Raw genomic sequence first — 23,610 nt, forward strand, 5'->3', positions numbered from 1 at the left:
GAAGGGCGATACCGGTCAAATGCAAAGCGAATCGTTTTTCCTTTTCCGCCGGGTTTGCACCACTCCATGTCGCTTTTTGCCAACACTCCAGCCCCTGCCCACAAGACAGGGGACGGACTGGAGATTCTGCGCTCGGTGTTCGGGCTCGACGCCTTTCGCGGCCAGCAGGAAGCGGTGATCTCACACGTCAATGGCGGCGGCGATGCCGTGGTGCTGTTTCCCACCGGGGCGGGAAAATCGCTGTGCTACCAGATCCCGGCGCTGTGCCGTCAGGGGGTCGGAGTGGTCATTTCGCCCCTGATTGCCTTGATGCGCGATCAGGTCGAGGCGCTCAAACAGGCCGGGGTGAGGGCAGCCGCGCTCAATTCGTCACTGACGGCGGATGAGAACCGCGCGGTGCGGCAAGCCCTGCGCGATGGCGAAATCGACCTGCTGTACGTCGCCCCCGAACGGTTGTCGGCACCGGGGTTTCTCGACCTTCTGGCCAGTCTCGACATTGCCCTGTTTGCCATCGACGAGGCCCATTGCGTGAGCCAGTGGGGCCATGATTTCCGGCCCGAATATCGCGAGCTGTCCAAGCTGCAGGAGCTGTTTCCGCATGTGCCGCGCATGGCGCTGACAGCAACGGCGGACCCCACCACCCGCGCCGATCTGATCGAGCGGCTGGGGCTGGAGCAGGCAGCGCAATTCATCACCAGCTTCGACCGGCCCAATATCGGCTACACCATTGTCGAGCGCACCAGCGCGCGGACCCAGCTTCTGGACTTCCTCGGACGACATGAGGGGGAAAGCGGCATCGTCTATTGCCTGTCGCGCGCCAAGGTGGAGGCGATTGCCGAATTCCTCAACGACAAGGGCATCCCCGCCCTGCCCTATCACGCCGGGCTCGACGCCGACATTCGCGCCCGCCATCAGGATGCTTTCCTCAAGGAAGATGCGGTGTGCCTCGTGGCCACGGTGGCGTTCGGGATGGGGATCGACAAGCCCGATGTGCGCTATGTCGCCCATATGGACCTGCCGTCTTCCATCGAGGCCTATTATCAGGAAACCGGACGCGCGGGCCGCGACGGACAGCCAGCGGAAGCGTGGATGTGTTACGGGCTGGCCGATGTGAGCCAGCGGCGGCGCATGATCGGGGAAGGCAACGCGCCTGAAGAGATCAAGCGGCTGGAAAACGCAAAGCTCAATGCATTGTTGGGCGTATGCGAGACCGCCGGATGCCGGCGGCAGGTCGTGCTCAAGCATTTCGGCGAAGACCATGCGGGCAAGTGCGGCAATTGCGATACCTGCCTCAATCCTGTGGATACCTGGGACGGAACGGACGCGGCCAACAAGATCATGTCGGCCATCTATCGCACCGGCCAGCGGTTCGGGGCCGGGCATGTGATCGACGTGGTGACCGGCAAGGCGACGGAAAAGGTCGAACGCTTCAGCCATCAGCACCTGCCGGTGTTCGGGGTGGGGCAGGACATCGCGACCAAGACCTGGCGTTCCGTTGTGCGCCAGCTCACCGCCATGGGGCTGGTGCATGTGAACCACGAGGCCCATGGCGCGCTCTATCTCGACGCGGGCGCGCGCGAGGTGTTTCGCGGTGAGCGGCCCGTCACCTTCCGCCGCGATCCCGAGCGGCGGCAACGCGACACGCACCGGGCGCTGGGCGGCGGCGAAACGCTTTCGGATGAGGCCGGGGCGATCTTCGAGCGGCTGCGCAAGGTCCGTCGCGAACTGGCTTCGGCCCAGGGCGTGCCGCCCTATGTGGTGTTTCAGGACACCTCGCTGCGGGCCATGGCGGTGCACAAACCACAGACGCTGACGGCCCTGCGGGCCCTGCCCGGCGTGGGCGACGCCAAGCTGGAACGCTACGGCGCGGCGTTCCTCAAAGCGATTGCCGAGGACGGCTAGGGTCGCACCCAACGGTGAATGCCCTTGAACGAGCCGCTGCAATCGGCAACACAAGGGGTGCCCCTCACGTATTCGGCCCGATTTTCATGAGCAAATCTGCATCTGGCGCGCCCGCCGAGATTTCGATCCACCAATTGCGCATCTTCACCGCCGTCGCCCAGGCGTCGACCCTGACCGAGGCCGCCAAGCAGTTGGGCATCACCCAGCCCTCGCTGTCGCAGCAATTGTCGCGGCTTGAAACCATGGTGGGCACGCGGCTGTTCAACCGCCGCCCGGGGGAGATGGAACTGACCGAGTCGGGGCAATATCTGCTGCCCAAGGCCGAGCACGTGTTGCGCGGGATGCGCGATCTCGAAGACGGGCTGCTACAGTTCACCACCGGGCGGCGCGTGACCATACGGGTGGCCGGTATCGCCTCTGCGCTGCGCATCCTGCTGCCTGCGGCGCTGCACCATGTGCGCCAGACGTTTCCCGATATCGATTTTGACATTCAGGACAGGGCACCCGCCGATATCCTCGAACTGCTCTATGAGCGCCGCATTGCGGTGGGGCTTCTGGCCGACAATTCGGTGGCGGATTCGGGCGGCGGGTTCCTGCAAATCCCGCTGCTCGCCGACGCCCACGTGTTGGCGGTGCCCGACCATATCGACCTGGCCAGTGTGCGCGATCCGCGCCGGGACCTGTCGGCCGCCCATTACGCGACGCTCAACCAGTCGATCCAGTTTTCGTTCGGCACCCAGCATACCAAGCGGGTGCAGCATTGGTATGAACGGCTGTTTCCCGAGCACGAGGTGGTCGCCCAGTGCCGCAGCTTCGAGGTCGCGACCGAGCTGGTGCGGGCCGGGGCGGGTATCTGCCTTGTGCCCACGCTTTCGGTGCTGCATGGGGCCCAGCCGCTGGAGGGCGTCAAGCTCTACAAGGTCAACGCCGCCCCCCGCCGGATCGTCGCTCTGATCCCCTCGCAGTACCAACGGATCGAGCCCTATCGCACCTTTCTCGACGCGCTGGAGGCGGTGGGACGGGAAACGGACCTGCCCCAGACGCTGCCCATTCCACCCTTCCTCGACGATGGCGAGCAGGCGAGATTCTGACGTTTTTGCGGGGGCTTAGCTGCCGCCTCTCGCCATAGCCTGCGACATATAAGCTCCATAGATTGCGCGTCGGGCGCGCTCTTCGCAGCATAAGCGCGCGGCAATATCGCCGTGTGTTTAGCGAGGAGAAACGCTATGGCCTGGAACAAGCCCAAGCTCACCGAAATCCCGGTTTCCATGGAAATCAACATGTACGCCTGCGCCAAGCGCAAGTAATCGGCTTGCCTGTCGCGGTACCTGTTTCATGATCAAGATCATCATTCTCGGTGCCGCGGCAGGCGGCGGCGTTCCCCAGTGGAATTGCGGTTGCGACAATTGCCGTAAGGCGCGCACCGGCGCACCCGGCCCCGCCGCCAATCAGGCGTGTGCTGCGGTCAGCGCCGACGGGGAACACTGGTTCCTCATCAACGCGTCGCCCGATATCCGCCAGCAGATTGCCAATACTCCGGCGCTGCACCCCAAGCCGGGCGCATTGCGCCATTCCCCGATTGCCGGGGTCATCCTCACCGGCGGCGAGATCGACGCCATTACCGGCCTGCTGACCCTGCGTGAAGGCTCGCCCTTCACGCTTTACGCCCATGAACGGGTGCTCTCGATCCTCGCGGACAATTCGATTTTCAACGCCTTGCGGCCCGAAGTCGTCACACGGCAGGCGATCACGCCCGACACGGCGTTTATCCCCACCCTGCCCGATGGCATCGCCTCTGGCCTGCGCATCGAGCCGTTCATTGCGCCGGGTAAGACGGCGCTGTTTCTCGAAGGCGCTGCCGACCATGAAGCCGGCGATACGCTCGGGCTGAAAATCACCAGCGAGACCGATGGAACAAGCGTCGTGTTCCTGCCCGCCTGCGCCACGGTTACGCCAGAGGTCAAGGCGATCGCAGCGGGTGCCGATGCGCTGTTTTTCGACGGCACGCTATGGCAGGACGACGAAATGGTCGCCGCCGGGCTGAGCACGAAGACCGGTCAGCGCATGGGGCATATTTCGATGCAGGACGCCATGCCCGCCTGGGCCGATGTGGCGATCGGCCAGAAGTTTTTCTTTCACATCAACAATTCAAATGCCGCCCTGCGCCCGGATTCGGCGGAGCGCAAAGCCCTTGAGGCCGGGGGCTGGACCATACCGGCCGAAGGACTGGAGATCACCCTATGAACGCCATGACGTCCATTTCGGTCGCCCCTGACGTCGCGCTCGACAGCGCCGACGACCTCGAAGCGGCGCTGCGCCATATCGGGGCGACCCGCTATCACAACCTGCACCCGTTTCACGGCCTGCTGCACGGTGGCAAGCTCGACAAGGGGCAGGTGCAGGCCTGGGCGCTGAACCGCTATTATTACCAGAGCACCATTCCCATCAAGGACGCCGTGGTGATTTCGCGGTTCCGCGACCGCGCCACGCGGGTGGAATGGCGGCACCGGATTTCCGACCATGACGGCGAACTCGACAGCGAAGGCGGCATCGAGCGCTGGCTCAAGCTGACCACCGGGTTGGGCCTCGACGCCGGTTATGTGGAATCCACCGAAGGCATTCTGCCCGCCACGCGGTTCGCCGTCGAAGCCTATGTGCATTTCGTGCGCGATCGCTCGCCGCTGGAAGCCATTGCCTCCTCGCTGACCGAACTGTTTGCGCCCAACCTGCATCAGGAGCGCATTTCCGGCATGCTGGAGCATTACGACTTCATCGACCCCACGGTGATGACCTATTTCACCCGCCGTCTGGAACAGGCCCCGCGCGACGCAGATTTCGCCCTGCGCTATGTGCGTGAGCATGCCAGAACGCCCGAGGAACGGCGGCTGGTGTGCAACGCGCTGATCTTCAAGACCAACGTGCTGTGGGTGCAACTCGATGCGCTGCACCACGCCTATGTGGACGGCCATATTCCGCCCGGCGCGTTCGTTCCGGCTGGCCAATGATCCGGACCGCGCCCGCCCTGCGTCGGCGGATGACCGCCACCCTCGACAGCGTTCCGGCGCTGGCGCGCGGGGTGAAGCTGCGGCTCGATGAAACGCGCGAGCGCTGGGTGCTGCTGGTCCCCGAACGGGTGCTGGCCCCCGATGAGATCGCCGTCGAAGTGCTGCAATTGTGCGACGGCGAGCGGTCGATCGCCGCGATCGCGGCGGTGCTCGCAGAGAAATACGCCGCCCCGGAAGAGCAGATCGGCGCCGATGTGATCGAGATGCTCCAGGACCTCGCCGATTCCGGCTTCCTCATTGACAAGGGAGGAACACGACCATGAGCCCGACCCTGACCCAATCCGCCCCCCTGGCGGTCGATCCCAATGACGGCCTTGCGCTGCTGGAAGGCGATGGCAAGCGGGTCGCCGCAGAATATGGCATTCCGCTGGCGGTGTTGCTGGAATTGACCCATCGCTGCCCGCTTCAGTGCCCCTATTGTTCCAACCCGGTGGAGATGGAGCGTTCGCGCAACGAACTCACCACCGAGGAATGGAAAAAGGTGCTCGACGAATTGGCCGAGATCGGTGTGCTGCAGGTGCACTTTTCCGGCGGCGAGCCCACGGCGCGCAAGGATATCGTCGAACTGGTCCGCCATGCGAGTGAGCTTGACCTTTATACCAACCTCATCACCTCGGCGGTGCTGCTGAACAAGGACAAGCTGACGGAAATCGCCGATGCGGGCCTGTCCCACATCCAGATCAGCTTTCAGGGCAGCAATGCCGCGCTGGCCGACCGGGTGGCCGGATTCCGCAACGCCCACGCCAAAAAGCACGAAGTCGCCCGCTGGGCGCGCGAGCTCGATCTGCCGCTCACCGTCAACGCGGTGATGCACCGGCAGAACCTCGATCAGCTCGAACAGATCATCGACATGGCCGTTGAAATGGACGCCGACCGGATCGAGGTGGCCAACGTCCAATATTACGGCTGGGCGCTCAAGAACCGCGCCGCGCTGATGCCCACCATCGAACAGATCGAGCGCTCGACGCAGATCGTTGAAGAAGCGCAAGTCCGGCTCAAGGGCATCCTCGATATCGATTTCGTCATTCCCGATTATTACGCCGAACGCCCCAAGAAATGCATGGGCGGCTGGGGACGGCAGTTCTTCAACATCACCCCGTCGGGCAAGGTGCTGCCCTGCCACGCAGCGGAATCCATCGAAGGGCTGGATTTCATGTCGGTGCGCTCGAACCATTCGATCGCCTGGATCTGGAAAAACTCCGAAGCCTTCAACCGCTATCGCGGCACCGGCTGGATGCCCGAACCTTGCCGGAGCTGCGCCTTCAAGGAGGTCGATTTCGGCGGCTGCCGCTGCCAGGCCTTTGCACTGACCGGCAGCGCCGACAACACCGACCCGGCCTGTTCGCTCTCCCCGTTCCACGAAAAGATCTTCAAGACGGCGCAGACGGAATCCGAGACCGGCACCAACCGGTTCATCTATCGCAATTTTGCCGGGGGAACACTGGAAGCCGAAAGCGCTGACGATGCCTGAAGGCCTTGTCGCCGCCGATCCCTTCGCCCCGCTGACCACAAAAATGGTCGATGTGGGCGACGGGCACCAGCTTTACGTCGAGACCGTCGGCCACCCGCTGGGCATTCCGGCGGTCTATCTGCATGGCGGCCCCGGCAGCGGCTGCCAGCCCGGCCACCGGCTTCTGTTCGATCCGGACGTGTTTCGCGCGGTGCTGTTCGACCAGCGCGGCGCGGGCCGCAGCACGCCGCACGGCGCGCGTACCAACAACACCACCGCCCATCTGGTCGCCGATATGGAAACCATCCGCACCAGGCTCGGCATCGAGCGCTGGATGGTGGTGGGAGGTTCGTGGGGCGCGACCCTCGCGCTGGCCTATGCCCAGGCCCATCCCGACCGCGTCACCGGCATCGTCCTGCGCGCCACCTTTCTGGGCACGCGGCAGGAACTGGAATGGGCGTTCGGCACCGGCCTTTCGCGGTTCTATCCGGCCCTTCATGCCGATTTTCTGGAGATGCTGCCGCAAGACGAACGCCACGCGCCGCTCGACGCCTACTGGCGGCGCATCCTGTCGCCCGATCCCGAGGTGAGCCGCCCGGCGGTGATGGCCTGGTATCAGACCGAGCGCGCGCTCTCGCAGATCGCTCCGCCCCATGACCGGCTCGATCATCAGGCGATCACGGCACAGGGCGCGGCGCGGCCCTCCACCCCTGCCATGGAAGCGCATTATTTTTCCAACGACTGCTTTCTCGCCCCCAATCAGTTGATGGACAACGCCCCGGTTCTGGGCACCATCCCCGGCCGTATCATTCAGGGCCGCTACGACCTGCTCTGCCCGCCCGCCACCGCCTATGCCCTCGCCGAACGCTGGCCCGGAGCCAAGGTGATCCCGATCGCCGGAGCCGGGCACTCCCAGACCGAACCCGGCGTCGAAGCCGCCATGCAACAGGCCATCAGCGAGTTGGCGGGCGTCTGATCAGACTATCGAAAGCACAAAGCGCAGCGCCACGACGACGAGGAAAATCCCAAAAGCGATTTCCAGACGGCGTTTGCTCAGGCTGTGCGCCAGAACAACGCCAAACGGCGCGGTCAGCAGGCTGGCCGGTATGAAAAACAGCGCACCGATCAGCGAGACGAAGCCAAGCGCCAGCGGCGGCTGGAGAACCGCGACTTCGGGGAAATCCGCGGCCCGCGACCAGCCAGCGAGGATGTAGGATATGGCGCCGGGTATGGAGATCAGCACGCCCAGCCCCGAAGACGTTGCGACGGCCTGATGGATGGGCCTGCCGTAAAACATCATGAACAGGCTGGATAATTGTCCGCCCCCGATGCCCATCAATGCCGACAATATCCCGATGATGACGCCATAAAGCCGCATCACGAGCTTTCCCGGCAGTTCGGACGAGATCACCCATCCGTCCCGACCGAACAGCAGTCGCGCCGCCGAAACCGACGCGACGCCGATAAACACCAGCTTGAAGACCTCCTGGGGCAGGAACCGGGCGAGAAAGCCGCCAAGGATGACGCCAGTAACCACCGGCACCGCCCAGACAGCGAGGATCGACCCATCCACCGCTCCTTTGGCCCGATGCGCCAGAAACGAGCGGATCGAGGTCGGAATGATGATGGCGAGCGAGGTCCCGATGCACAGCGGCATGATGACCGCTTCGGGCACGGACAGGTAGCGAAACAATTCGTAGAGGACAGGGACGATCAGCACGCCCCCGCCGACGCCAAACACGCCGGCGAGAACGCCTGTCAATCCGCCCGCCACCAGAAGTCCGACGCCCAGAAAGATGAGATCGGACACGGCAATATCGATAATCATGAGGCGTTACAGACCAACAAACTGCATAATCAGGGGCTTGGGCCAGGGGATCGAAATCATCGATTCAATGCCCACAAAGATCGCCAGCCAGGTGACGGCAGTATAGATCACCGTGGTGAGCAGTGGAGCTTTCGCCATCACGCGCAGATAGGTTGCGGTGAAAAGAACCACGGTGACCTGAAAGCCGACAATGGCGAACCCGACAACGATGAAGACCAGCCAGAGGATCGCCGCATTAGAGCGCCCGACCACCTTGGTCTCATCGACATCTTCCGGCAGTCCAAGATCGAGCACACCTGTCGGCGCAAACCGGGCGTTGAGATAGGGAATCTTGGCAATTGCAATCTCCATCGCCGAGAGGACCAGCGCCACCGACACGATCCCGATGGGGAAGATGGCGGATCGGGCCGGCCAGGGCCGGTCCGGAAACAGGATCGTCAGAAGCGCGAGGGCAAAGAAGGCGAGAATTGCCCACGACATCATCCGTGGAGAAAACCAGAGCGGTATCTTGTCGAGCCAGCCTTGCTTCACTTGTCTGCTCCTTCCGAAACGCTTTGTGCACCGGTGTCGGTGTCTTTCGATTTGTCCCGGCGTTCCGAACGGAACCCATAGACAAAGGCGAGGACGATGATCGCGGCGATGATCAGCACGGCGGGACGCGTGATCCACTCAAACCCGAACCGGCCGACCGACAAGAAGTAATATTGCTCCAGGATCGGCCCAAGGACGACCGCGAGCACGAGCGCCGGACGCGACCAGCCCCCCACCTTCATGCTCCAGCCCAGGATCGAGAAGCCGAGCAGGAACAGCAGATCGAGGTAATCCCAGTTTTCCTGGAACGACGCGAAGACGCAGACCACGAGAATCGCAGGCACGATATAGTGCGCGGGAACCGTCGCCACCTTGCCAAACACCCGGATCAGGCCAATGCACAGGATGCCGCCAATGATGCTGGCGACGATCAGGGCAAGCACGATCAGCAGCGTCATGTCGAGATTGCGGGTCAGCATCTGCGGGCCGGGGATGATGTCGTGGAACAGCATGCCGCCCATGAACACCGCCATCGCCGGGCTGCCGGGAATCCCGAACGCCAGCGTGGGAATGAGGCCACCGGCGCGCATGCTGGAACTGGCGGTTTCCGGGGCGATCACGCCGCGCACATCACCCTTGCCGAAGGTTTCGCGGGCATTGGGCTCCGAGGTCAGCGCGTGACCATAGGCGAACCAATCGACCACAGAATTGCCCAGCCCGGGAATGACGCCCACCACGATGCCGACCACCGACGTCCTCAGAGCCAGGAACCAGTTGCCCATGACGTCCTTGATCGAAAACACCAGCCGGAACCAGAAGCGTTCCCTTGGCTGCTCCCCGGCGTTGGAAATCGAGGTGCCCTTCACATAGATTTCGATGATCTCGGGAATGGCAAACAGGCCAAGGGCGAGGGGAATGAACGGCACCCCTTCGGAAAGATAGAAATTGTCGAACGTCCATCGCAGATGCGCGGTTTGCGGACCAGCGCCGACCATCGAAATGGCCAGGCCCAGTGCTGCGGCGAGAAACCCGCGCACCATGCTGCCCTTGCTCAGCACCGCAACCATGGTGATGCCGAGCAGCCCCAGCATGAAGAACTCGGGCGAACCGAACGACAATACGAACGGGCGCAGAACCGGCAGGCTCGCGAACAGGACGATGCCGCCGACGATCCCGCCGAAGGTCGCTGCGGCAAAACCCGCCCCCAACGCCCGGTTGCCCTCGCCGTTCTTGGTCATGGGGTAACCATCGACGATCGTCGCCTGCGAGCCTGCACTTCCGGGCACGCCCATCAGGATCGAGGGGAAGATGTCACTGATCGAAATGGCGGTGAACAGCCCGACCATCATCAGGATGGCCACCGAAGACTCGAGATAGAATGTAAACGGCAGAAGTAGCGCCAGCCCGGCAACGCCCCCCAGGCCGGGCACGACGCCAAAAAACAAACCAAGAAGCACGCCGCCAACCAGCGCCACGATGTTCATTGGTTCGATGAGCATGACCGATGCGGCCAGCAATGCTTCGAACATGGTATTGTCCCTTCCATCCCGTACCGCCGCCATGGCGGATACGGGACGCGCTTGAGAACCCGAGCAGTCCTGATCCGATTTGAACCGGATCAGGTGCCCTAACTCCTTGTTTTATCGCGTTTCCGAACCGGAAAGCCGGTCCGCTTTTCCTCGAAACGCTCTAAAGATCGAGCCCGGCGTTCTGCCACCAGGCCAGATAGGCTTCGCGCAGGGCGGGCGAGACATTGGCGATCCTCCGGCTGGCCGCAGTCGCGGTCAGCGCATCGACGATGTGGGACGACGCGCCGTTCACCTGGGTGGAGGACAGGAAGTCCTCGTCGTTGAGCGTGACCCAGACCGCTTCGCCGAGCACCGCGACGATATCGTCCGGGGTTTCGGGAGCCGCATAGAGCGAGAAGAACACCGTGTTGCTCAGATCGGCGATCTCCAACGCCTCCGCCAACACGCCTTCGACGGGCGCGCCGCCCAGTTGCGCATAGACCTCGCGGAAGGTCGGCACGGACGGTGTCTGGGGATCACGCACCAGATCGCCGTCCACCAGCAAGCCGGTCTGCCACAGCGGCAGGATGGTGCCCGCATCGATCTCGGGCTGGATCTGCTGGGTAAAGGCCGGTTCGTTCTCGCTGAAAACGTCCGCCTCCCCCCGGAAAATCGCGAGCCGGGCCTCCGACGCACCGCCGGGATAGAGCACGCCGCGGAACGCGGTATCGAGGATCGCCAGGCGTGCGAGCATATCGAAAGTCGGGATCGAGGAAATATCGCGAAGGCCAACGAAAAACTGCCGGTCGGCATCGCCCATCAAGGCCTCGACCGACGGCACGCTGTCGCTGTTGGCGTACACGACCGCGCCGCCCCCGATGCCGCCCAGCGCCTCCATCTTGTTCATGTCATGCTCGGCCCCCACGATATCGGACAGGACCTGGCGGAACGCGGTTCCCCCCTGGAACAGCAGCGTCAGGCCATCGGGCGCTGCGGTCCGATAGAAATTATTGAGGCCCGTCACGCCCCCGCCGCCGCCCATGTTCTGGACGACCACGGTGGGATTGCCCGGCACGTTGCTGCCCAGGATGTTGCCAAGCTGGCGGGCGTTGAGGTCGGTGGCCGACCCGGCACCCGAGGGCACCACGATGGTGATTGTCTTGCCGCGGAAGTGGGCCTCGGCGTCGAACTGGGCCTGCACCGCGAACGCGGCGCCAAACGCAACTGCGGAAAAAACCGTGGTTGCGGTCATCAATTTCCGAATTACAGACATTGTTTCCTCCTTTTGTCCGCAAAATATTTCAAGTCCCACCGGTCAGCGGAACTCGAACACCCCCTCAACTTCCACGCATTGTCCGCGCGGAAGCTCGAACACCCCGATCGCTGATCGGGCGTGCACCCCGGCCTCTCCCCACAGGCCGGCAAAAACATCGGATGCGCCGTCGATGACGCTGAACTGGTCGTGAAAACCGGGAGCCGATTTGACAAAGCCGAGAAGCTTGACGACGCGCGTCACCCGATCGAGGCTGCCGATCTCGTCGACGATCGAGCGCAGGATGGCCAGAGCACACCCTTGCGCTGCGTGGCGCGCGTCGGTCGTCGACACGCTCGCGCCCACCGCCCCCTCGATGCGATAGCCCTCCGGAAATTCCGTTGGCGTGTGTCCCGACACAAACAGCAAATTGCCCGAGCACACGGCCCCCTTGCGGTTGCTGTTGGCCCAGGCACGGGCCGGCGGGAGCTCCAGTCCCATCTCCGCCAGCCTTTCCTCGATCGTCATGCTGCTCTCCTCCGCTGCATTTTTTCTGCTTTCGAACCGGAAGCCGGCTCCACTCCTGAAAGCGCTCTTAGGTCATTTCGAGAATATCGAGCCCATTTTCCCGATCGATGGTCAGGACCAGCCCGCGATCGTCGACAAAAACGTCGTTGGTCTGCGGGGCCTTGAAGCCATCGGCAGGGTCGGGAAGGAATGAGGCGACTTCTTTGGGGCGGTCCGGGTTGGAAATATCCACCACCCGCATCCCGGCCGAGAACCAGGCACAAAACAACAGATCGTCCGGGCCGATACGTTCCTGGAACTGGTGCAGTCCAGGCCCATACACCTCATGATTGTAGTGTCCGCTGGCGTCGAGATGTGCCCGGGCCCAGGGGGCATCGAAATCGGTGACATGGAACTGGGAAATGGGTTTGATGTTGCTGTAGTCGCTGACATCGACCACCCACAGGAAAGCGTGGGGCTGCCCGTTGTCGTGCGGGTGCTCCTCATCGGCGATCACCGCGATATCGCGCCCCCCGATCTGATGGGGCACTTTCAGGAACGTGTGGGTGGGCTCGGGATAGGGCGGATGATAGATGAACTCGCCCACCGTGGTCGGATTGGCCATATCAGCCACATCGATGATGCGCGCGCCGCCATACCAGCAGGCGGCCCACAGCTCATCGCCCTGGCGAAGGGTGTGGTGCAGGCGATGGCGCAGCCCTTCCCAATGCGGGGTTTCGCCACCGGCAACATGCTGCCCCGGCATCCACCAGCGCGACACCTCCTCGGGCGCTTCGGGATTGCTCAGGTCGTAATTGACGAGGATATTGCCTTTGAACCCGTCCATTTCGGTGCTGATATAGGCGTAGCGCTCGCACACATCGAAGCGGTGGACGCCGACGCCGCCCGTCGGGTTGTGGCTCAGCAACCGCGGGCTGGTCTTGTCGCTGATGTCATAGATCCTGAAGCCCCCATCGGAGTAGCCGCGCCGCGCCACCTCCCGCAATTCGCCCAGACGTGAAAGGGGCGCACCCAGCAGTGCGGCCAGTTCGGCGTCGGTGGGATGGCGTCCGGTTTCAGCGGCAAACGCTCGCTCCCTTGCGACCAGCTCCAGGCCCTTGCGCAGGAAATGCCTGTCGTGCATTTCCACGTTGCAGACCATCAGGTCGCCGATCACCCGCACCTTATGGGTGTGCGAGCGGTTGTCCGGCAACGTGACCTGCCCCACCACACGGGGGTTTTTCGGATCGCGGATATCGATGATGGAGGTGCCGGCGGGCGGGTTGAGATGCCCGACATAGGCGTAGCCATCCGCCACCGTCACCTGCCCGCCGCCGGGAATATCGAGACGCGCGAGCCGGCGCATTCCATTTTCTACTGCCAAGGTCAAAAACCCTCCCGGAGCGTCTTCTGATCTGATTGTCCCATCTCTAGACGTGCCCATACCGGGCAAGTGCTTCGGCAAGCGACATGCCGCTATCGAGACTGGCGCGGATTTCGATTTCCTTGCGCGTGAGCGCTTCGGACTGTTCGAGCACCTCGACCACTACTGAACCGGGAATCACCAGAGCGCCATCCTCATCGGCCAGAATGAAATCTCCCGGCTCCACCTTGACGCGCGATGTGGTCGCGCCCCGCATGAAGACCGGACACTGCCAGCCGTTCACCTTCCAGCGGGTGATCGACTGGATCGGCGTCCGATAGCGGGCAAACACCGGAAAATTACGTTCCCCGATCCAGCGCACATCGCGGATGCCACCGTCGACAAGGGCGCCGACGCAGCCGCGCTCCTGCATGCCAATGGCGATCAGTTCCCCGAAATAGCAGATTCCCTCGCCATCGCCGGACCAGACCGAAATGTCCCCTTCTTCCAGTCCGGCGCAGGCCTGCATCTTGTCGGCGTCGCCGCCCAGGCCGAAAGGGGTATGCTGGCCGCGGATGGTATAGGCCCAGCCGGCGAGTTTGCCAGCGTCACTGGGATAGGGCAGGAAGTCTGCGGCCAGTCCCTGATGGGAAAATCCCATTTCGTCCAGTATGTCCCCGACGTTCGACGTGTCGACCGCGAGGAAACGCTGGCGAATGCTGATCTTGGTCTCAATGTCCATGATGGTCCTCGAATAACAAAAAGCGCTGCCTAGACAGACGCGATATAGCCACCGTCGATGCGCAGAACGGTGCCGGTGATGTAGGAAGCGCGGTTGCTGGCGAGGAACGCCACCGCATCGGCGTATTCCTCGGGTTCGCCATAGCGTCGCATCGGAATTGCCGTCGTGCTCTGTGCGATCACATCGTCGATGGAGCGGTTTTCCCGCGCGGCCTTGGCTTCATCAAGAAACCTGATGCGCGCCGTCGCGACGCGGCCCGGTATCACGATATTGGCCGTCACATTGTCCGCCGCCACCTCCGCCGCGAGGGTTTTGGACCAGGCGAGAAGCGACGCGCGCAAGGCGTTGGAAACCGCAAGATTGGGGATCGGCGCGATCACGCCGGACGACGAGGACGTGACCACGCGCCCCCAGCGGTTCCGGCGCATTCCGGGCAGCACGCGGTTGGTAATGGCGATGGTTGAGGCCACCATGGATTGAAAGCTGGCGATCCAGTCCTCGGCCTTCGTTTCATACGACAGCGAGGGCGCAGGCCCGCCGGAGATGTTGACGAGGATATCAACGGGGGCCAAGTCTCGCTCGATCTGGGCGATCCGCTGCTCGACAAGGCTCAGATCACCCATGTCCCATTGCAGCCCCATGGCCTTGCCGCCCGCATCGACGATCGCGGCACGGGTCGCTTCTGCCGCCTCCTGGTTGATATCGGCGGCGACGACCGTTGCCCCCTCCGCTGCGAGGCGCAGCGCGATCGCGCGGCCCAGGCCACCGCCTCCCGCCGTCACCAGCGCCGTCCGTCCGGAAATTTCGAGATCCATATCGCTATCCTATGTTCCTACACGCAGCGGAGCGTTGAGCTTGCGCAGCGCGGCAACGACCGAGAGCGCGGTGATCCGCCCGGTCTTGGGGTTGTCGGTGGGGATGTTTTCGATCGACAGCGTGAGCTTGGCGGAGTCGGAATCGACCTCGATATCGTGCCGGTTCCGGTTGAGATCGGGATCGGCCCAGATTTCGAGCTCCGTGCGGTCGGGCCCGATGCCCGCCAGCGACAGGGCCACGGCCACGTTGAGATTGGCGGGAAAGCCAATGGCGGCTTCGCGCGGGGTTCCCTTGAACACCTGCATCGGCTCGGTGAGCGCGCTGATATCGATGGCGTTTTCGATCAGATAGGGCGCGCCGAGCAGACCGGCCACGGGCTTGCGGGTCAACATGCGGACCGAATGGATGGTCCCTTCGGCCGCAGCCGTCACCGCATCGAGGCCCAGCAGCGCCCCGGTCGGCACGATGATCTGGCCCCCCTTTTCGCGGGCGAGGTCCACCAGATGCATATTGGTGAGAAGCGCGCCCGAACTGAGGACCAGCGCCCGCTTTCCAGCCCGGACGAAAGGCTCGACCACCCTTGTGAAGATCGTCGCGGGGGCGCATTCGACCACCAGATCGGCAATGGGCTCCAGATCATCGACATCAACGAACGCAACATCGCTTTGCAGATGAGCGAAACGCTGGCGCGCTGCCTCGATATCGCGGGCCGAAATCGCCGTGAGAACGCAGCCGGGCACCCCGGCATCCAGAGCCTCGATAAGTGCGCTGCCCGCAGCGCCTGCACCTGCCACCGCGACCCTAATTTCAGCATTATTGGATTTCACCGGTTCCACGCTCGCCCTCAACTCTTCTACGCATATCGGAAGGACAGGAAATCGTTTGCCTGCTTCCTTGTTTGCCCGGAGCGTAGTGATATCGCGGATGCTGCGACAAACGATTTGTCTGGGGCTCATGCATGATGTTATCTCATGGGTAGGAGGACCCATGGCTGCACGTAATCACCTGCCTTCCCTGAATCTGTTGCGCGGTTTCGAGGCCGCTGCCCGGCATCTGTCGTTCACCAAGGCCGCCAACGAACTCAACGTCACGCAAGGCGCGATCAGCCGGCAGATCCGGGAACTGGAATGGTTCTTCGGTAAGCCGCTGTTCATCCGCATGACGCGAAAGATCGCGCTGACCCGCGAGGGGGAAACTTTTTTCGAGCAGGTCCGCGAAGCGCTCGACAAGATCGATGAAGCAACACTGCTCATGCTTCGACGGCCCGCGCACCGCCACATAAAGCTCAATATCCTGCCCACGCTGTCGACGCACTGGCTGATGCCGCGCCTGTCGCTGTTCACCCGCGACCACCCGGATGTGGAGGTAACGCTGGTGTCCTCCATCGACCCGGTCGACCTGGCCAACCGGGAGGCCGATATCGCCATCCGGGTCGGTCCTTTGCCGGGGCAGGCCTATGACAAGTTCAGGCCGCGCATCTCGCTCAACATGGTGACGGGATGGTCGGGCATCGTCAGCGACGAGCTGTTTCCCGACGTGCTCGTGCCGGTCTGCGCGCCTCACCTGCTCGGGGAAAAAACGCAGATTTCACCACCCGAACTCGTGAGCCTCCCCCTCATCAGGACCACCACCCGCCCCTACGCCTGGGTCGATTGGCTGACCTCCCACGACCTGCCTGCGGCCTCGATGGCCTATGCGATTGAATTCGGCCATTTTTTCATGGCCCTCGACGCCGCACGGCAGGGCATCGGCGTGGCCATCGTGCCGACAGTGATCTTTGCCAATTACGCCCATCGCAACGATCTCGTGATCCCGCTCGATCTCGACTATGTCAAGAACACGCCAAGCGCCGGCACCTACCAAATGCTAATTGCCGCCGATGAACTCCGCCGTCCAGAAATCCAGAGTTTCAGAACCTGGATGCGCCAGCAGGCTGAAATCCTGATGCTCAGTTCAGAAATGGTTCTGCGCTGATGCCGGTGTCGAACACCAGTTTTTTGCATTATCGCGAGGGGGAAAATGCACACCATCACCAATCCAGCCATCGACCGGATGCGCAATAACGAGGCAGCGCTGGGCATGATCGTACGCCTGTCGCGGACCGCGGAAATCGCCAAGGTCGCCGCGGCAAGCGGTCATGACTTTCTGTTCATCGATGCCCAGCATGGTCCGTTTTCCCTCGAAACCATTTCCGATATCGCGCAGGCCGCTGTCGCCGAAGGCATCGCCGGGCTGGTCCGGGTGCGAGGCAGCGCCGATCCCGATATCGGCAGGATTCTCGACGCCGGCGCAAGCGGCATCGTCGTGCCGGACGTGGAGACAGCCGAGCAGGCCCGAGAAGCGGTGATGGCCGCCCGGTTCGCGCCGCTTGGCCGCCGCTCGGTCTCGGGGTCCTATGCCTCGCTTGGCTTCCGGCCCGTTCCGGTGGGCGAGGCCAGCGTGATGCTCAACACGGCAACGCTGGTGGTGTGCATGATCGAAACCGCGAGGGGCATGGACGCGATCGAGACCATCGCCGCAGTCGAGGGGGTGGACGTGCTGCATCTGGGCGCCAATGACCTGTTGTCGGACATGGGGATGCCCGGCCAGTTCGACGCCCCGGAATTCACCGCCCTGAAAAATCGCTTCTTCGAGGTCTGCGGCGCACACGGCCGGTGGGCGGGCTTTGGCGGCGACAGGGACCTCGGACGGCAAAAAGACGCCATCGCAAGAGGCGCGCGCTTTGTCACCACCAACACCGATCTGGGCTATCTGCTCCAGGCCGCATCCGCCAAAACCGCCAGCCTGCGCTAGACCATCCCCGCGCCAGCACCGAGGCCACCAAGAAACCGCACGAAAGCTTGCGCGCGGGGGGTGATGCGGGCGGGCGGGTTGGCGACGCACCAATAGCTGGCGCCGGTGCGCCATTGGCTGCCGGGGATGGGGACGAGCGCTCCGCTGGCGAGGTCGGAACCGATCAGGAAACCCGGCAGCAAGGCGACGCCAAGGCCTGCCCGCGCCGCTTCGAGCACCATGAAGAAATGTTCGAACGACAGGGTCCGCGCGTCGGCCATGTCGATGGCGAGCCCCAGCTTGTGCGCCCAGTCGGCCCAGGCGCGCGGGCGTGTTGTGTGCACCAGTCTTGGCGCCCGCGCCAATGCCGCGGGACCATCGAGGCCATGACGCTCGATCAGTCCGGGACTGGCAACCACATGCATGGTTTCATCGAACAGCCGGTGGGCAGCGAGCGGTTTCCAGCCGCCGCGCCCCCAGGTCACCACCACATCCAGCGCCGCCGGGTCCCAGGTGATGGGGTCCTTGCGCTCGGTGCCGAAATCGGCGTCGATGGTGACCATTTCCACCGATGTGCCGCTGTTGGCGGCCAAGAACCCGTCAAGGCGCGGGATCAGCCACAGCGCGCCCAGCGAGGGCAGCACCCCCACCCGCAACACGCCCTCGCTGCCCAGCCCCAGTCCGGCGGTCGCCACGTCGAGATCGTTGAGGGTTTCGACCGCGTAGGTCCACAGCGCCATTCCGTCCTCGGTCGGCTTCAGCGCACGGCCTTCGCGGCGGAACAGAGCCACGCCCAGATCGGCTTCCAGCGCCTGTATGCGCCGGGTCACCGCGCTCTGGGTCACATCGAGCCGCTGGGCGGCGCGGGTGAAACTGCCGGCGCGGATACAGGCATCGAACACCGGCAGCGCCGCGAGTATCCGGCCCGCCTTGGGATTGTGCATGGCTCTCTCATGAGATTTTCGCATGTGCATATTCTCATATCGCAATTGATTACCGGAGGCGACCCCATCACATTGCGTCGCAACAAGGAGACTGCCCCATGTCCGACGTCCGTCCGTTCCATCTCGCGTTTCCCGTCACCGACCTCGAAGCGACCCGCACCTTCTATCGCGATGTGATGGGGTGTCGGATCGGGCGCGAAAAGCCGGGACATTGGGTCGATTTCGATCTTTATGGCCATCAGCTGTCGGCCCATTTGCGCCCTCAGGGGCTGGGCGACAGCGAGACCGGCACGGTCGATGGCGATGCGGTGCCCATTCCCCATTTCGGCGTCGTGCTGCGCATGGATCAGTGGACGGCACTGGCTGACCGCCTCAAGGCCGATCCCGGCACCCGCTGGGTGCTGGAGCCGAAAATCCGCTTCGAGGGCCAGCCCGGCGAGCAGGGCACCATGTTCATCCTCGACCCGTCGGGCAATCCCCTCGAATTCAAGGGTTTTGCCTCCGATGAGGGCATTTTTGAAGCCTGACGCTTCTTGCAAAAACGGGCGCTTGCGCCCACCCCATTTCAGAAACGATTTTCCATAAGGACCTGCCCCGATGCCGCAACCGGCCCTTCACCTAGCGCCGCCTCCCGCACTTCCCATCGTGGGCCGGGCGGAGGTTTTTCCCGTTGGCCGGATCATCTGCATCGGGCGCAATTACGCCGAGCACGCTGTCGAGATGGGGCACGATCCCACCCGCGAGCCGCCGTTCTTCTTTTTCAAATCCGCCTCCTGCCTCTGCACCGACAGCGCCGTCCCCTACCCGCCCCAGACCAGCGACCTGCACTATGAAGTGGAAATGGTCGTCGCCCTTGCGTCCGGCGGGCGCGATATTGCGGTGGACGCCGCCGAGGACCTGATCTTTGGCTATGGCGTGGGGCTCGATCTCACCCGCCGCGATCTGCAGGCCGAGGCCAAAAAGCTCGGACGCCCCTGGGAGATGGGCAAGGCGTTCGACTGTTCCGCCCCGGTCGGCCCCATCACCCCGGTGGAGGCCTGCGGCCACAAGCGCAATGGCACCATCACCCTGTCAGTCAATGACAAAGTGCGTCAGCACGGCGATCTCGATCAGATGATCTGGAGCGTACCGGAAATGCTGTCCGTCCTCTCGCACTCGTTTGCACTGCGCGCGGGCGATCTGATCATGACCGGCACCCCCTCCGGGGTCGGCAGGCTCGATATCGGCGATACGGTCTCGGCCCATGTCGATGGGCTGGCAGAGTTGCACATCACCATCGTCGCGGGGGATTGAGGCTAGAGCGTTTCCAGAACAGGTGGATACCACCTGTTCGGTTCGGAAGCGCGATAAAACAAGGACTTAGGGCACCTGATCTGATTCAATCAGATCAGGAATTGCTCTAGTCTTCGCGCCGTCCGGTTGCTGTGCGGTCGCGCTCATAGTGTCTGGCCAAGGGGAACGGCGGCAAAAAGGCTTCGCGCCGCACGGTCCAGAGTTCATAGGTCGGGACGAACTGATTGGGGCTATCCAGCGCCCCCAGATGGATTTCCATTTCATCCCCGGTGCGGGCGAACACCGACGAGCCGCACCGGGGACAGAAAAAGCGCCCCTGATACTGTCGGGTCTCCCCCGAGACGGTCACCGCATCGGCGGGAAAGATGGCGGACGCCGCAAACAGCGCGCCGTGGTGCTTGCGGCAGTCCAGGCAATGGCAGATGCCGACCCGGTAGGGCTGTCCGGTCGCCACAAACCGCACCGCGCCGCACAGGCATCCGCCTGCAACCGTTTCCATGGCGGCCTCCTTCCAGGTTATTGTATCTCCCTACCCCCGATCCAGACAGACCCTACATCAAGCCCGGCATCGAGATGCAGCAGGGACGCATCGGCGCCGGGCTGCAAATGCCCCAGCGTGTCGCTGCGTCCGATGGCCTGCGCCGGATAGAGCGCGGCCATGCGCAGCGCTTCGTTAAGCGGCATTTCGAGCGCACGGTGCATGAATTTGACGGCATCGATCATGGTCAGATCGGCCCCGGCCAGCGTGCCATCTTCAAGCCGCAACGCGCCGTCGCGGCGGATTACCGTGGCGCCATCGAGCAGGAACTGGGTGATGTCGGTGCCGATCTGCGCCATGGCGTCGGAGACCAGCAATATGCGCCCCGGCCCCTGATGCGCCCGCAGCGCCAGCGCGATGGTGGTGGGGTGAACGTGGATGCCATCGGCGATCAGCCCGGCCCAGACCCCCGCTTCCAGCGCCGCGCCCACCAGTCCCGGCTCGCGGTTGCCCAACGGGCTCATGGCGTTAAACAGATGAGTGACCATGCTCGCCCCGGCCGCAAACGCCGCCTTGGCCGTGGCCGCGTCGGTATCCGAATGGCCCAGCGAGACGATGAGGCCCGCCTGCACCAGATCGCGGATGCGCGCTGGCGGCACGGTTTCGGGCGCGATGGTGGTCAACAGCGTCGCAAGCTCCGCTCTGGCATCCGCAAGGCGCGCGAAATCGGCGTCGGTCATCGGACGGATATAGTCGGGTTTGTGCGCCCCCTTTCGCGCCACCGACAAATGCGGGCCCTCCAGATGCAGCCCGGCAAATCCGGGCATCTGTCGGCGCTGCGCCTCGCGGCCCGCGTCGAGGGTCGCGGCGGTGATTTCGGGCGTATCGGTAATCAGGGTCGGCAGCAGCGCCGTCGTGCCATAGGCAAACTGCGCCGCACAAATCCGTTCGAGCCCTTCGGGCGTCGGGTCGTCATTGAGGAGAATCCCGCCGCCGCCATTGGTCTGGATATCCACGAACCCCGGCACGATCATGCCCTCATCCCAGTCGACCGTGCGGCTGACCTCGGGCAGATCGGTGCGGGGGAGGATGGCCTGCACGATCGCGCCTTCAACCAAAAGCGCGCAGTCCGTATGCCAGCGATGCCCGTCAAAGATCTGCGGGGCGGCGAAGGCGGTGAGCGTCATGGTGCGACAGGGGCGATGGCCCGCCCATCGGCATCGAACAGGTGCACCGCCTGCGCATCGAGCGCAAAGCGCATGGCCTCCCCATGGCCCAATTGCGCCGAGGGCGGGGCCTTGAGCAGCAGCGCCGTGCCATCAGCCAGCGCCGCCTCGACCAGCACCTGATCGCCCAGATGCTCGACAGCGCGCACCTGCGCGTTATGGGGCCCATCGGAAGCGGGTGAGAGGTGTTCGGGGCGGATGCCGAATTTGACGGCATCGCCTTTGGCCAGTGTGCGGCCCCGCACCGGAATGGAGACCTCGCCCAGTTCGGCCACCGCCAGCACGGCGGTCTGGTCCGACAGCGCGGTGACGGTCGCATCGAAAATGTTCATGCGCGCCGAGCCGATAAACTGGGCGACGAAGAGGTTGGCCGGCGTCTCATAGAGCGCCATCGGAGAGCCGACCTGCTGGATCACCCCGTCATTGAGCACCACGATCCGGTCGGCCAGCGTCATCGCCTCCACCTGATCGTGGGTGACGTAAATCATCGTGGCTCCAAGCTCGCGATGCAGATCGGCGATTTCGCGGCGGGTGCTGACCCGCAAGGCAGCGTCGAGGTTGGACAGCGGTTCGTCGAACAGGAACACCGACGGATCGCGGACCACGGCGCGCCCGATGGCGGCGCGCTGGCGTTGTCCGCCGGACAGCTGCGAGGGACGGCGATCGAGCAGATGCTCGATCTGCAACATTTTCGCCGCCCGGGCCACGCGCTTGTCGATCTCGGCGCGCGGCAGGCGGGACAGCTTGAGCCCGAATTCCATATTGCCGCGCACCGTGCGGTGCGGATAGAGCGCGTAGGACTGGAACACCATGGCGATGCCGCGCTCCTTGGGGGAGAGGTCGTTGACCTTGCGCCCGCCGATCGACAGCGTGCCCGAGGTGATATCCTCCAGCCCGGCAATCATGCGCAGCAGGGTCGATTTCCCGCACCCCGATGGCCCCACGAACACGCAGAACTCGCCATCGGCGATGTCGAGGTCGATGTCTTTGAGCACCTCGACCACGCTGTAGGACTTGGAAATGCCCTCAAGCTTTACATTGGCCATATCGTATCCTTCTCCCGATAGCGGTTTCCGGATCGTTTCAGGCAAGTTACCGAAACGATCCGGACTGTGCTGTGTCGGGGGCTATTCCTTGCCGCTCATGCGCTCCTTGAAAAAGTCGAGATGCTTGGTCTGCGCGTCGATCAGCTTTTCGCGATACTGGCCGTAGATCTCGTCGGTATCGTGCAGGGTGACGCCTTCGATGGTGGGCGAGGCGAACACCGGCAGCTCGATGCCCTTCTTGCCCAGAATGGCGGCGGTGCGCGCCGACATCTCATGCATCAGCATCATGGCCAACACGGTGGACGACCCGCCGACCGGACGGCTCCAGCCATCTACATCGACAATCGCGTCTTCGATCGGCGAGCGGGTGTCGATGGCGACATCGGCAGTGTCGGCCAAGAGCTTGCCGGACGAGTGTTTGGAGGGCTTGCCCCGGTTAAACGCGCTGTTGACCGCGATCACCTTCACGCCGCGCTTCTTGCAATAGAGCGCGGTGTCGATGCCCGACGCGTTGGTGCCGCTGTGGCCGAACACGACCAGCGTGTCGCCCGGATTGATCGGCTGGTGATCGAGGAACTTTTCCGCGTAGCCTTCGGTGCGCTCCAGCCAGAGCAGTTCGCGCACACCGCCGGCGGCGAGCACGCTGTGCCACATCAGCCGCGGATCGGTCAGCGGGTGGAACGCGATGTAGGAGCCATAGCGCGGGAAGGTTTCCTGCGCCGGCAGCACCGAGTGTCCCGATCCGTAAAGGTGGATCAACCCGCCGTTTTCGACCGTCTCGGCCATGATCGCTGCGGCCTCGTCGAGGGCCTTGTCATTGACCTCGGCGGCCTCATTGGCCAGGGCGGTCAGCTTGGAAATGTAAAGGGACATTTGGGGAGCCTTTC

At 63.6% G+C, this 23,610-nt stretch carries 26 protein-coding genes; 12 read left to right on the top strand and 14 right to left on the bottom strand.

Going from position 1 to position 23,610, the window contains the following annotated elements; translation table 11 throughout:
- Window positions 1–66: 66 nt before the first annotated feature.
- From recQ to pip, 8 genes are all read left to right on the top strand, one after another.
- Entirely contained in the window at window positions 67–1,902 is a 1,836-nt protein-coding gene (recQ, locus tag VNS12_RS03335; RefSeq protein ID WP_325486425.1) for a DNA helicase RecQ, read from the top strand.
- Window positions 1,903–1,988: 86 nt separating this feature from the next.
- Window positions 1,989–2,993 carry a LysR family transcriptional regulator gene (locus tag VNS12_RS03340; RefSeq protein ID WP_325486426.1) on the top strand — a complete coding sequence of 335 codons (1,005 nt, stop codon included), beginning with the start codon at window positions 1,989–1,991 and terminating at the stop codon, window positions 2,991–2,993.
- Between the two features lie 135 nt (window positions 2,994–3,128).
- Window positions 3,129–3,209, top strand: coding sequence for a pyrroloquinoline quinone precursor peptide PqqA (pqqA, locus tag VNS12_RS03345; protein WP_041528725.1), 81 nt, complete (start codon window positions 3,129–3,131; stop codon window positions 3,207–3,209).
- A gap of 28 nt (window positions 3,210–3,237) precedes the next feature.
- Complete coding sequence (gene pqqB, locus VNS12_RS03350; RefSeq protein WP_325486427.1) at window positions 3,238–4,146, top strand: pyrroloquinoline quinone biosynthesis protein PqqB; 909 nt, start codon at window positions 3,238–3,240, stop codon at window positions 4,144–4,146.
- Window positions 4,143–4,907 (top strand): pyrroloquinoline-quinone synthase PqqC, encoded by a 765-nt coding sequence (gene pqqC / locus VNS12_RS03355; RefSeq protein ID WP_325486428.1) that lies wholly within the window; start codon window positions 4,143–4,145, stop codon window positions 4,905–4,907. The genes pqqB and pqqC overlap by 4 nt, the downstream gene beginning before the upstream one ends.
- Window positions 4,904–5,230: a pyrroloquinoline quinone biosynthesis peptide chaperone PqqD gene (gene pqqD / locus VNS12_RS03360; protein WP_414693053.1), complete on the top strand. Its 327-nt coding sequence runs from the start codon at window positions 4,904–4,906 to the stop codon at window positions 5,228–5,230. The genes pqqC and pqqD overlap by 4 nt, the downstream gene beginning before the upstream one ends.
- A complete protein-coding gene (gene pqqE / locus VNS12_RS03365) occupies window positions 5,227–6,438 on the top strand; it encodes a pyrroloquinoline quinone biosynthesis protein PqqE (protein WP_325486429.1) in 1,212 nt (403 codons plus the stop codon). Before pqqD ends, pqqE begins: the two co-directional genes overlap by 4 nt.
- Window positions 6,431–7,393, top strand: a complete 963-nt coding sequence (gene pip / locus VNS12_RS03370; protein WP_325486430.1) for a prolyl aminopeptidase — start codon at window positions 6,431–6,433, stop codon at window positions 7,391–7,393. The genes pqqE and pip overlap by 8 nt, the downstream gene beginning before the upstream one ends.
- Here pip and VNS12_RS03375 read toward each other — a convergent pair whose 3' ends face one another.
- The 9 genes from VNS12_RS03375 to VNS12_RS03415 form a co-directional block, all read right to left on the bottom strand.
- Window positions 7,394–8,245: a sulfite exporter TauE/SafE family protein gene (locus VNS12_RS03375; protein ID WP_325486431.1), complete on the bottom strand. Its 852-nt coding sequence runs from the start codon at window positions 8,243–8,245 to the stop codon at window positions 7,394–7,396.
- A 6-nt stretch (window positions 8,246–8,251) separates the two neighbouring features.
- A complete protein-coding gene (locus VNS12_RS03380; RefSeq protein WP_325486432.1) occupies window positions 8,252–8,776 on the bottom strand; it encodes a hypothetical protein in 525 nt (174 codons plus the stop codon).
- Complete coding sequence (locus tag VNS12_RS03385) at window positions 8,773–10,305, bottom strand: tripartite tricarboxylate transporter permease (protein ID WP_325486433.1); 1,533 nt, start codon at window positions 10,303–10,305, stop codon at window positions 8,773–8,775. The genes VNS12_RS03380 and VNS12_RS03385 overlap by 4 nt, the downstream gene beginning before the upstream one ends.
- A gap of 160 nt (window positions 10,306–10,465) precedes the next feature.
- Entirely contained in the window at window positions 10,466–11,557 is a 1,092-nt protein-coding gene (locus VNS12_RS03390) for a hypothetical protein (protein WP_325486434.1), read from the bottom strand.
- 42 nt (window positions 11,558–11,599) lie between these two features.
- Entirely contained in the window at window positions 11,600–12,064 is a 465-nt protein-coding gene (locus VNS12_RS03395) for a RidA family protein (protein ID WP_325486435.1), read from the bottom strand.
- Window positions 12,065–12,131: 67 nt separating this feature from the next.
- Window positions 12,132–13,409 carry an RNA polymerase subunit sigma-70 gene (locus VNS12_RS03400; protein ID WP_325486436.1) on the bottom strand — a complete coding sequence of 426 codons (1,278 nt, stop codon included), beginning with the start codon at window positions 13,407–13,409 and terminating at the stop codon, window positions 12,132–12,134.
- A gap of 64 nt (window positions 13,410–13,473) precedes the next feature.
- Window positions 13,474–14,148 (bottom strand): RraA family protein, encoded by a 675-nt coding sequence (locus VNS12_RS03405; RefSeq protein ID WP_325486437.1) that lies wholly within the window; start codon window positions 14,146–14,148, stop codon window positions 13,474–13,476.
- A gap of 29 nt (window positions 14,149–14,177) precedes the next feature.
- Window positions 14,178–14,963 carry an SDR family oxidoreductase gene (locus VNS12_RS03410; protein WP_325486438.1) on the bottom strand — a complete coding sequence of 262 codons (786 nt, stop codon included), beginning with the start codon at window positions 14,961–14,963 and terminating at the stop codon, window positions 14,178–14,180.
- Between the two features lie 9 nt (window positions 14,964–14,972).
- Window positions 14,973–15,791 (bottom strand): aspartate dehydrogenase, encoded by an 819-nt coding sequence (locus tag VNS12_RS03415; RefSeq protein ID WP_325486439.1) that lies wholly within the window; start codon window positions 15,789–15,791, stop codon window positions 14,973–14,975.
- Between the two features lie 160 nt (window positions 15,792–15,951).
- On the opposite strand from VNS12_RS03415, the gene VNS12_RS03420 reads away from it, so the two are divergent.
- Together VNS12_RS03420 and VNS12_RS03425 are read left to right on the top strand one after the other, a co-directional pair.
- Window positions 15,952–16,938, top strand: a complete 987-nt coding sequence (locus tag VNS12_RS03420; RefSeq protein ID WP_325486440.1) for a LysR substrate-binding domain-containing protein — start codon at window positions 15,952–15,954, stop codon at window positions 16,936–16,938.
- Between the two features lie 45 nt (window positions 16,939–16,983).
- Window positions 16,984–17,757, top strand: a complete 774-nt coding sequence (locus tag VNS12_RS03425; protein ID WP_325486441.1) for an HpcH/HpaI aldolase family protein — start codon at window positions 16,984–16,986, stop codon at window positions 17,755–17,757.
- On the opposite strand, the gene VNS12_RS03430 is transcribed toward VNS12_RS03425, so the two are convergent.
- Window positions 17,754–18,680 carry a LysR substrate-binding domain-containing protein gene (locus VNS12_RS03430; protein ID WP_325486442.1) on the bottom strand — a complete coding sequence of 309 codons (927 nt, stop codon included), beginning with the start codon at window positions 18,678–18,680 and terminating at the stop codon, window positions 17,754–17,756. The genes VNS12_RS03425 and VNS12_RS03430 overlap by 4 nt on opposite strands.
- A 98-nt stretch (window positions 18,681–18,778) precedes the next feature.
- Between VNS12_RS03430 and VNS12_RS03435 the strand changes: the two genes are divergently transcribed.
- Both VNS12_RS03435 and VNS12_RS03440 read left to right on the top strand, forming a co-directional pair.
- On the top strand, window positions 18,779–19,207 hold the full coding sequence (locus VNS12_RS03435; protein WP_325486443.1) for a VOC family protein: 429 nt from the start codon (window positions 18,779–18,781) through the stop codon (window positions 19,205–19,207).
- A gap of 70 nt (window positions 19,208–19,277) precedes the next feature.
- The gene (locus VNS12_RS03440) at window positions 19,278–19,973 is read left to right on the top strand and encodes a fumarylacetoacetate hydrolase family protein (protein ID WP_325486444.1); all 696 of its coding nucleotides are present in this window, start codon (window positions 19,278–19,280) and stop codon (window positions 19,971–19,973) included.
- Between the two features lie 106 nt (window positions 19,974–20,079).
- Here VNS12_RS03440 and VNS12_RS03445 read toward each other — a convergent pair whose 3' ends face one another.
- From VNS12_RS03445 to VNS12_RS03460, 4 genes are all read right to left on the bottom strand, one after another.
- Window positions 20,080–20,472: a GFA family protein gene (locus tag VNS12_RS03445; protein WP_325486445.1), complete on the bottom strand. Its 393-nt coding sequence runs from the start codon at window positions 20,470–20,472 to the stop codon at window positions 20,080–20,082.
- A 17-nt stretch (window positions 20,473–20,489) separates the two neighbouring features.
- Entirely contained in the window at window positions 20,490–21,638 is a 1,149-nt protein-coding gene (gene nagA, locus VNS12_RS03450) for an N-acetylglucosamine-6-phosphate deacetylase (RefSeq protein WP_325486446.1), read from the bottom strand.
- The gene (locus VNS12_RS03455) at window positions 21,635–22,723 is read right to left on the bottom strand and encodes an ABC transporter ATP-binding protein (RefSeq protein WP_325486447.1); all 1,089 of its coding nucleotides are present in this window, start codon (window positions 22,721–22,723) and stop codon (window positions 21,635–21,637) included. Before VNS12_RS03455 ends, nagA begins: the two co-directional genes overlap by 4 nt.
- Window positions 22,724–22,804: 81 nt before the next feature.
- Window positions 22,805–23,596: an SIS domain-containing protein gene (locus VNS12_RS03460; protein WP_325486448.1), complete on the bottom strand. Its 792-nt coding sequence runs from the start codon at window positions 23,594–23,596 to the stop codon at window positions 22,805–22,807.
- Window positions 23,597–23,610 lie beyond the last annotated feature (14 nt).

The organism is Pelagibacterium sp. (assembly GCF_035555455.1).
Lineage (GTDB): Bacteria > Pseudomonadota > Alphaproteobacteria > Rhizobiales > Devosiaceae > Pelagibacterium.

Coding starts and splice junctions, on each gene's coding strand:
- VNS12_RS03445 (WP_325486445.1), bottom strand. CDS start 20,472: ATGGAAACGGTTGCAGGCGGATGCCTGTGCGGCGCGGTGCGGTTTGTG.
- VNS12_RS03435 (WP_325486443.1), top strand. CDS start 18,779: ATGTCCGACGTCCGTCCGTTCCATCTCGCGTTTCCCGTCACCGACCTC.
- VNS12_RS03455 (WP_325486447.1), bottom strand. CDS start 22,723: ATGGCCAATGTAAAGCTTGAGGGCATTTCCAAGTCCTACAGCGTGGTC.
- pip (WP_325486430.1), top strand. CDS start 6,431: ATGCCTGAAGGCCTTGTCGCCGCCGATCCCTTCGCCCCGCTGACCACA.
- VNS12_RS03460 (WP_325486448.1), bottom strand. CDS start 23,596: ATGTCCCTTTACATTTCCAAGCTGACCGCCCTGGCCAATGAGGCCGCC.
- pqqC (WP_325486428.1), top strand. CDS start 4,143: ATGAACGCCATGACGTCCATTTCGGTCGCCCCTGACGTCGCGCTCGAC.
- VNS12_RS03340 (WP_325486426.1), top strand. CDS start 1,989: ATGAGCAAATCTGCATCTGGCGCGCCCGCCGAGATTTCGATCCACCAA.
- VNS12_RS03375 (WP_325486431.1), bottom strand. CDS start 8,245: ATGATTATCGATATTGCCGTGTCCGATCTCATCTTTCTGGGCGTCGGA.
- VNS12_RS03440 (WP_325486444.1), top strand. CDS start 19,278: ATGCCGCAACCGGCCCTTCACCTAGCGCCGCCTCCCGCACTTCCCATC.
- pqqA (WP_041528725.1), top strand. CDS start 3,129: ATGGCCTGGAACAAGCCCAAGCTCACCGAAATCCCGGTTTCCATGGAA.
- VNS12_RS03395 (WP_325486435.1), bottom strand. CDS start 12,064: ATGACGATCGAGGAAAGGCTGGCGGAGATGGGACTGGAGCTCCCGCCG.
- VNS12_RS03430 (WP_325486442.1), bottom strand. CDS start 18,680: ATGCACAATCCCAAGGCGGGCCGGATACTCGCGGCGCTGCCGGTGTTC.
- VNS12_RS03390 (WP_325486434.1), bottom strand. CDS start 11,557: ATGTCTGTAATTCGGAAATTGATGACCGCAACCACGGTTTTTTCCGCA.
- VNS12_RS03410 (WP_325486438.1), bottom strand. CDS start 14,963: ATGGATCTCGAAATTTCCGGACGGACGGCGCTGGTGACGGCGGGAGGC.
- VNS12_RS03400 (WP_325486436.1), bottom strand. CDS start 13,409: ATGCGCCGGCTCGCGCGTCTCGATATTCCCGGCGGCGGGCAGGTGACG.
- VNS12_RS03405 (WP_325486437.1), bottom strand. CDS start 14,148: ATGGACATTGAGACCAAGATCAGCATTCGCCAGCGTTTCCTCGCGGTC.
- recQ (WP_325486425.1), top strand. CDS start 67: ATGTCGCTTTTTGCCAACACTCCAGCCCCTGCCCACAAGACAGGGGAC.
- pqqE (WP_325486429.1), top strand. CDS start 5,227: ATGAGCCCGACCCTGACCCAATCCGCCCCCCTGGCGGTCGATCCCAAT.
- pqqB (WP_325486427.1), top strand. CDS start 3,238: ATGATCAAGATCATCATTCTCGGTGCCGCGGCAGGCGGCGGCGTTCCC.
- nagA (WP_325486446.1), bottom strand. CDS start 21,638: ATGACGCTCACCGCCTTCGCCGCCCCGCAGATCTTTGACGGGCATCGC.
- VNS12_RS03425 (WP_325486441.1), top strand. CDS start 16,984: ATGCACACCATCACCAATCCAGCCATCGACCGGATGCGCAATAACGAG.
- pqqD (WP_414693053.1), top strand. CDS start 4,904: ATGATCCGGACCGCGCCCGCCCTGCGTCGGCGGATGACCGCCACCCTC.
- VNS12_RS03385 (WP_325486433.1), bottom strand. CDS start 10,305: ATGTTCGAAGCATTGCTGGCCGCATCGGTCATGCTCATCGAACCAATG.
- VNS12_RS03420 (WP_325486440.1), top strand. CDS start 15,952: ATGGCTGCACGTAATCACCTGCCTTCCCTGAATCTGTTGCGCGGTTTC.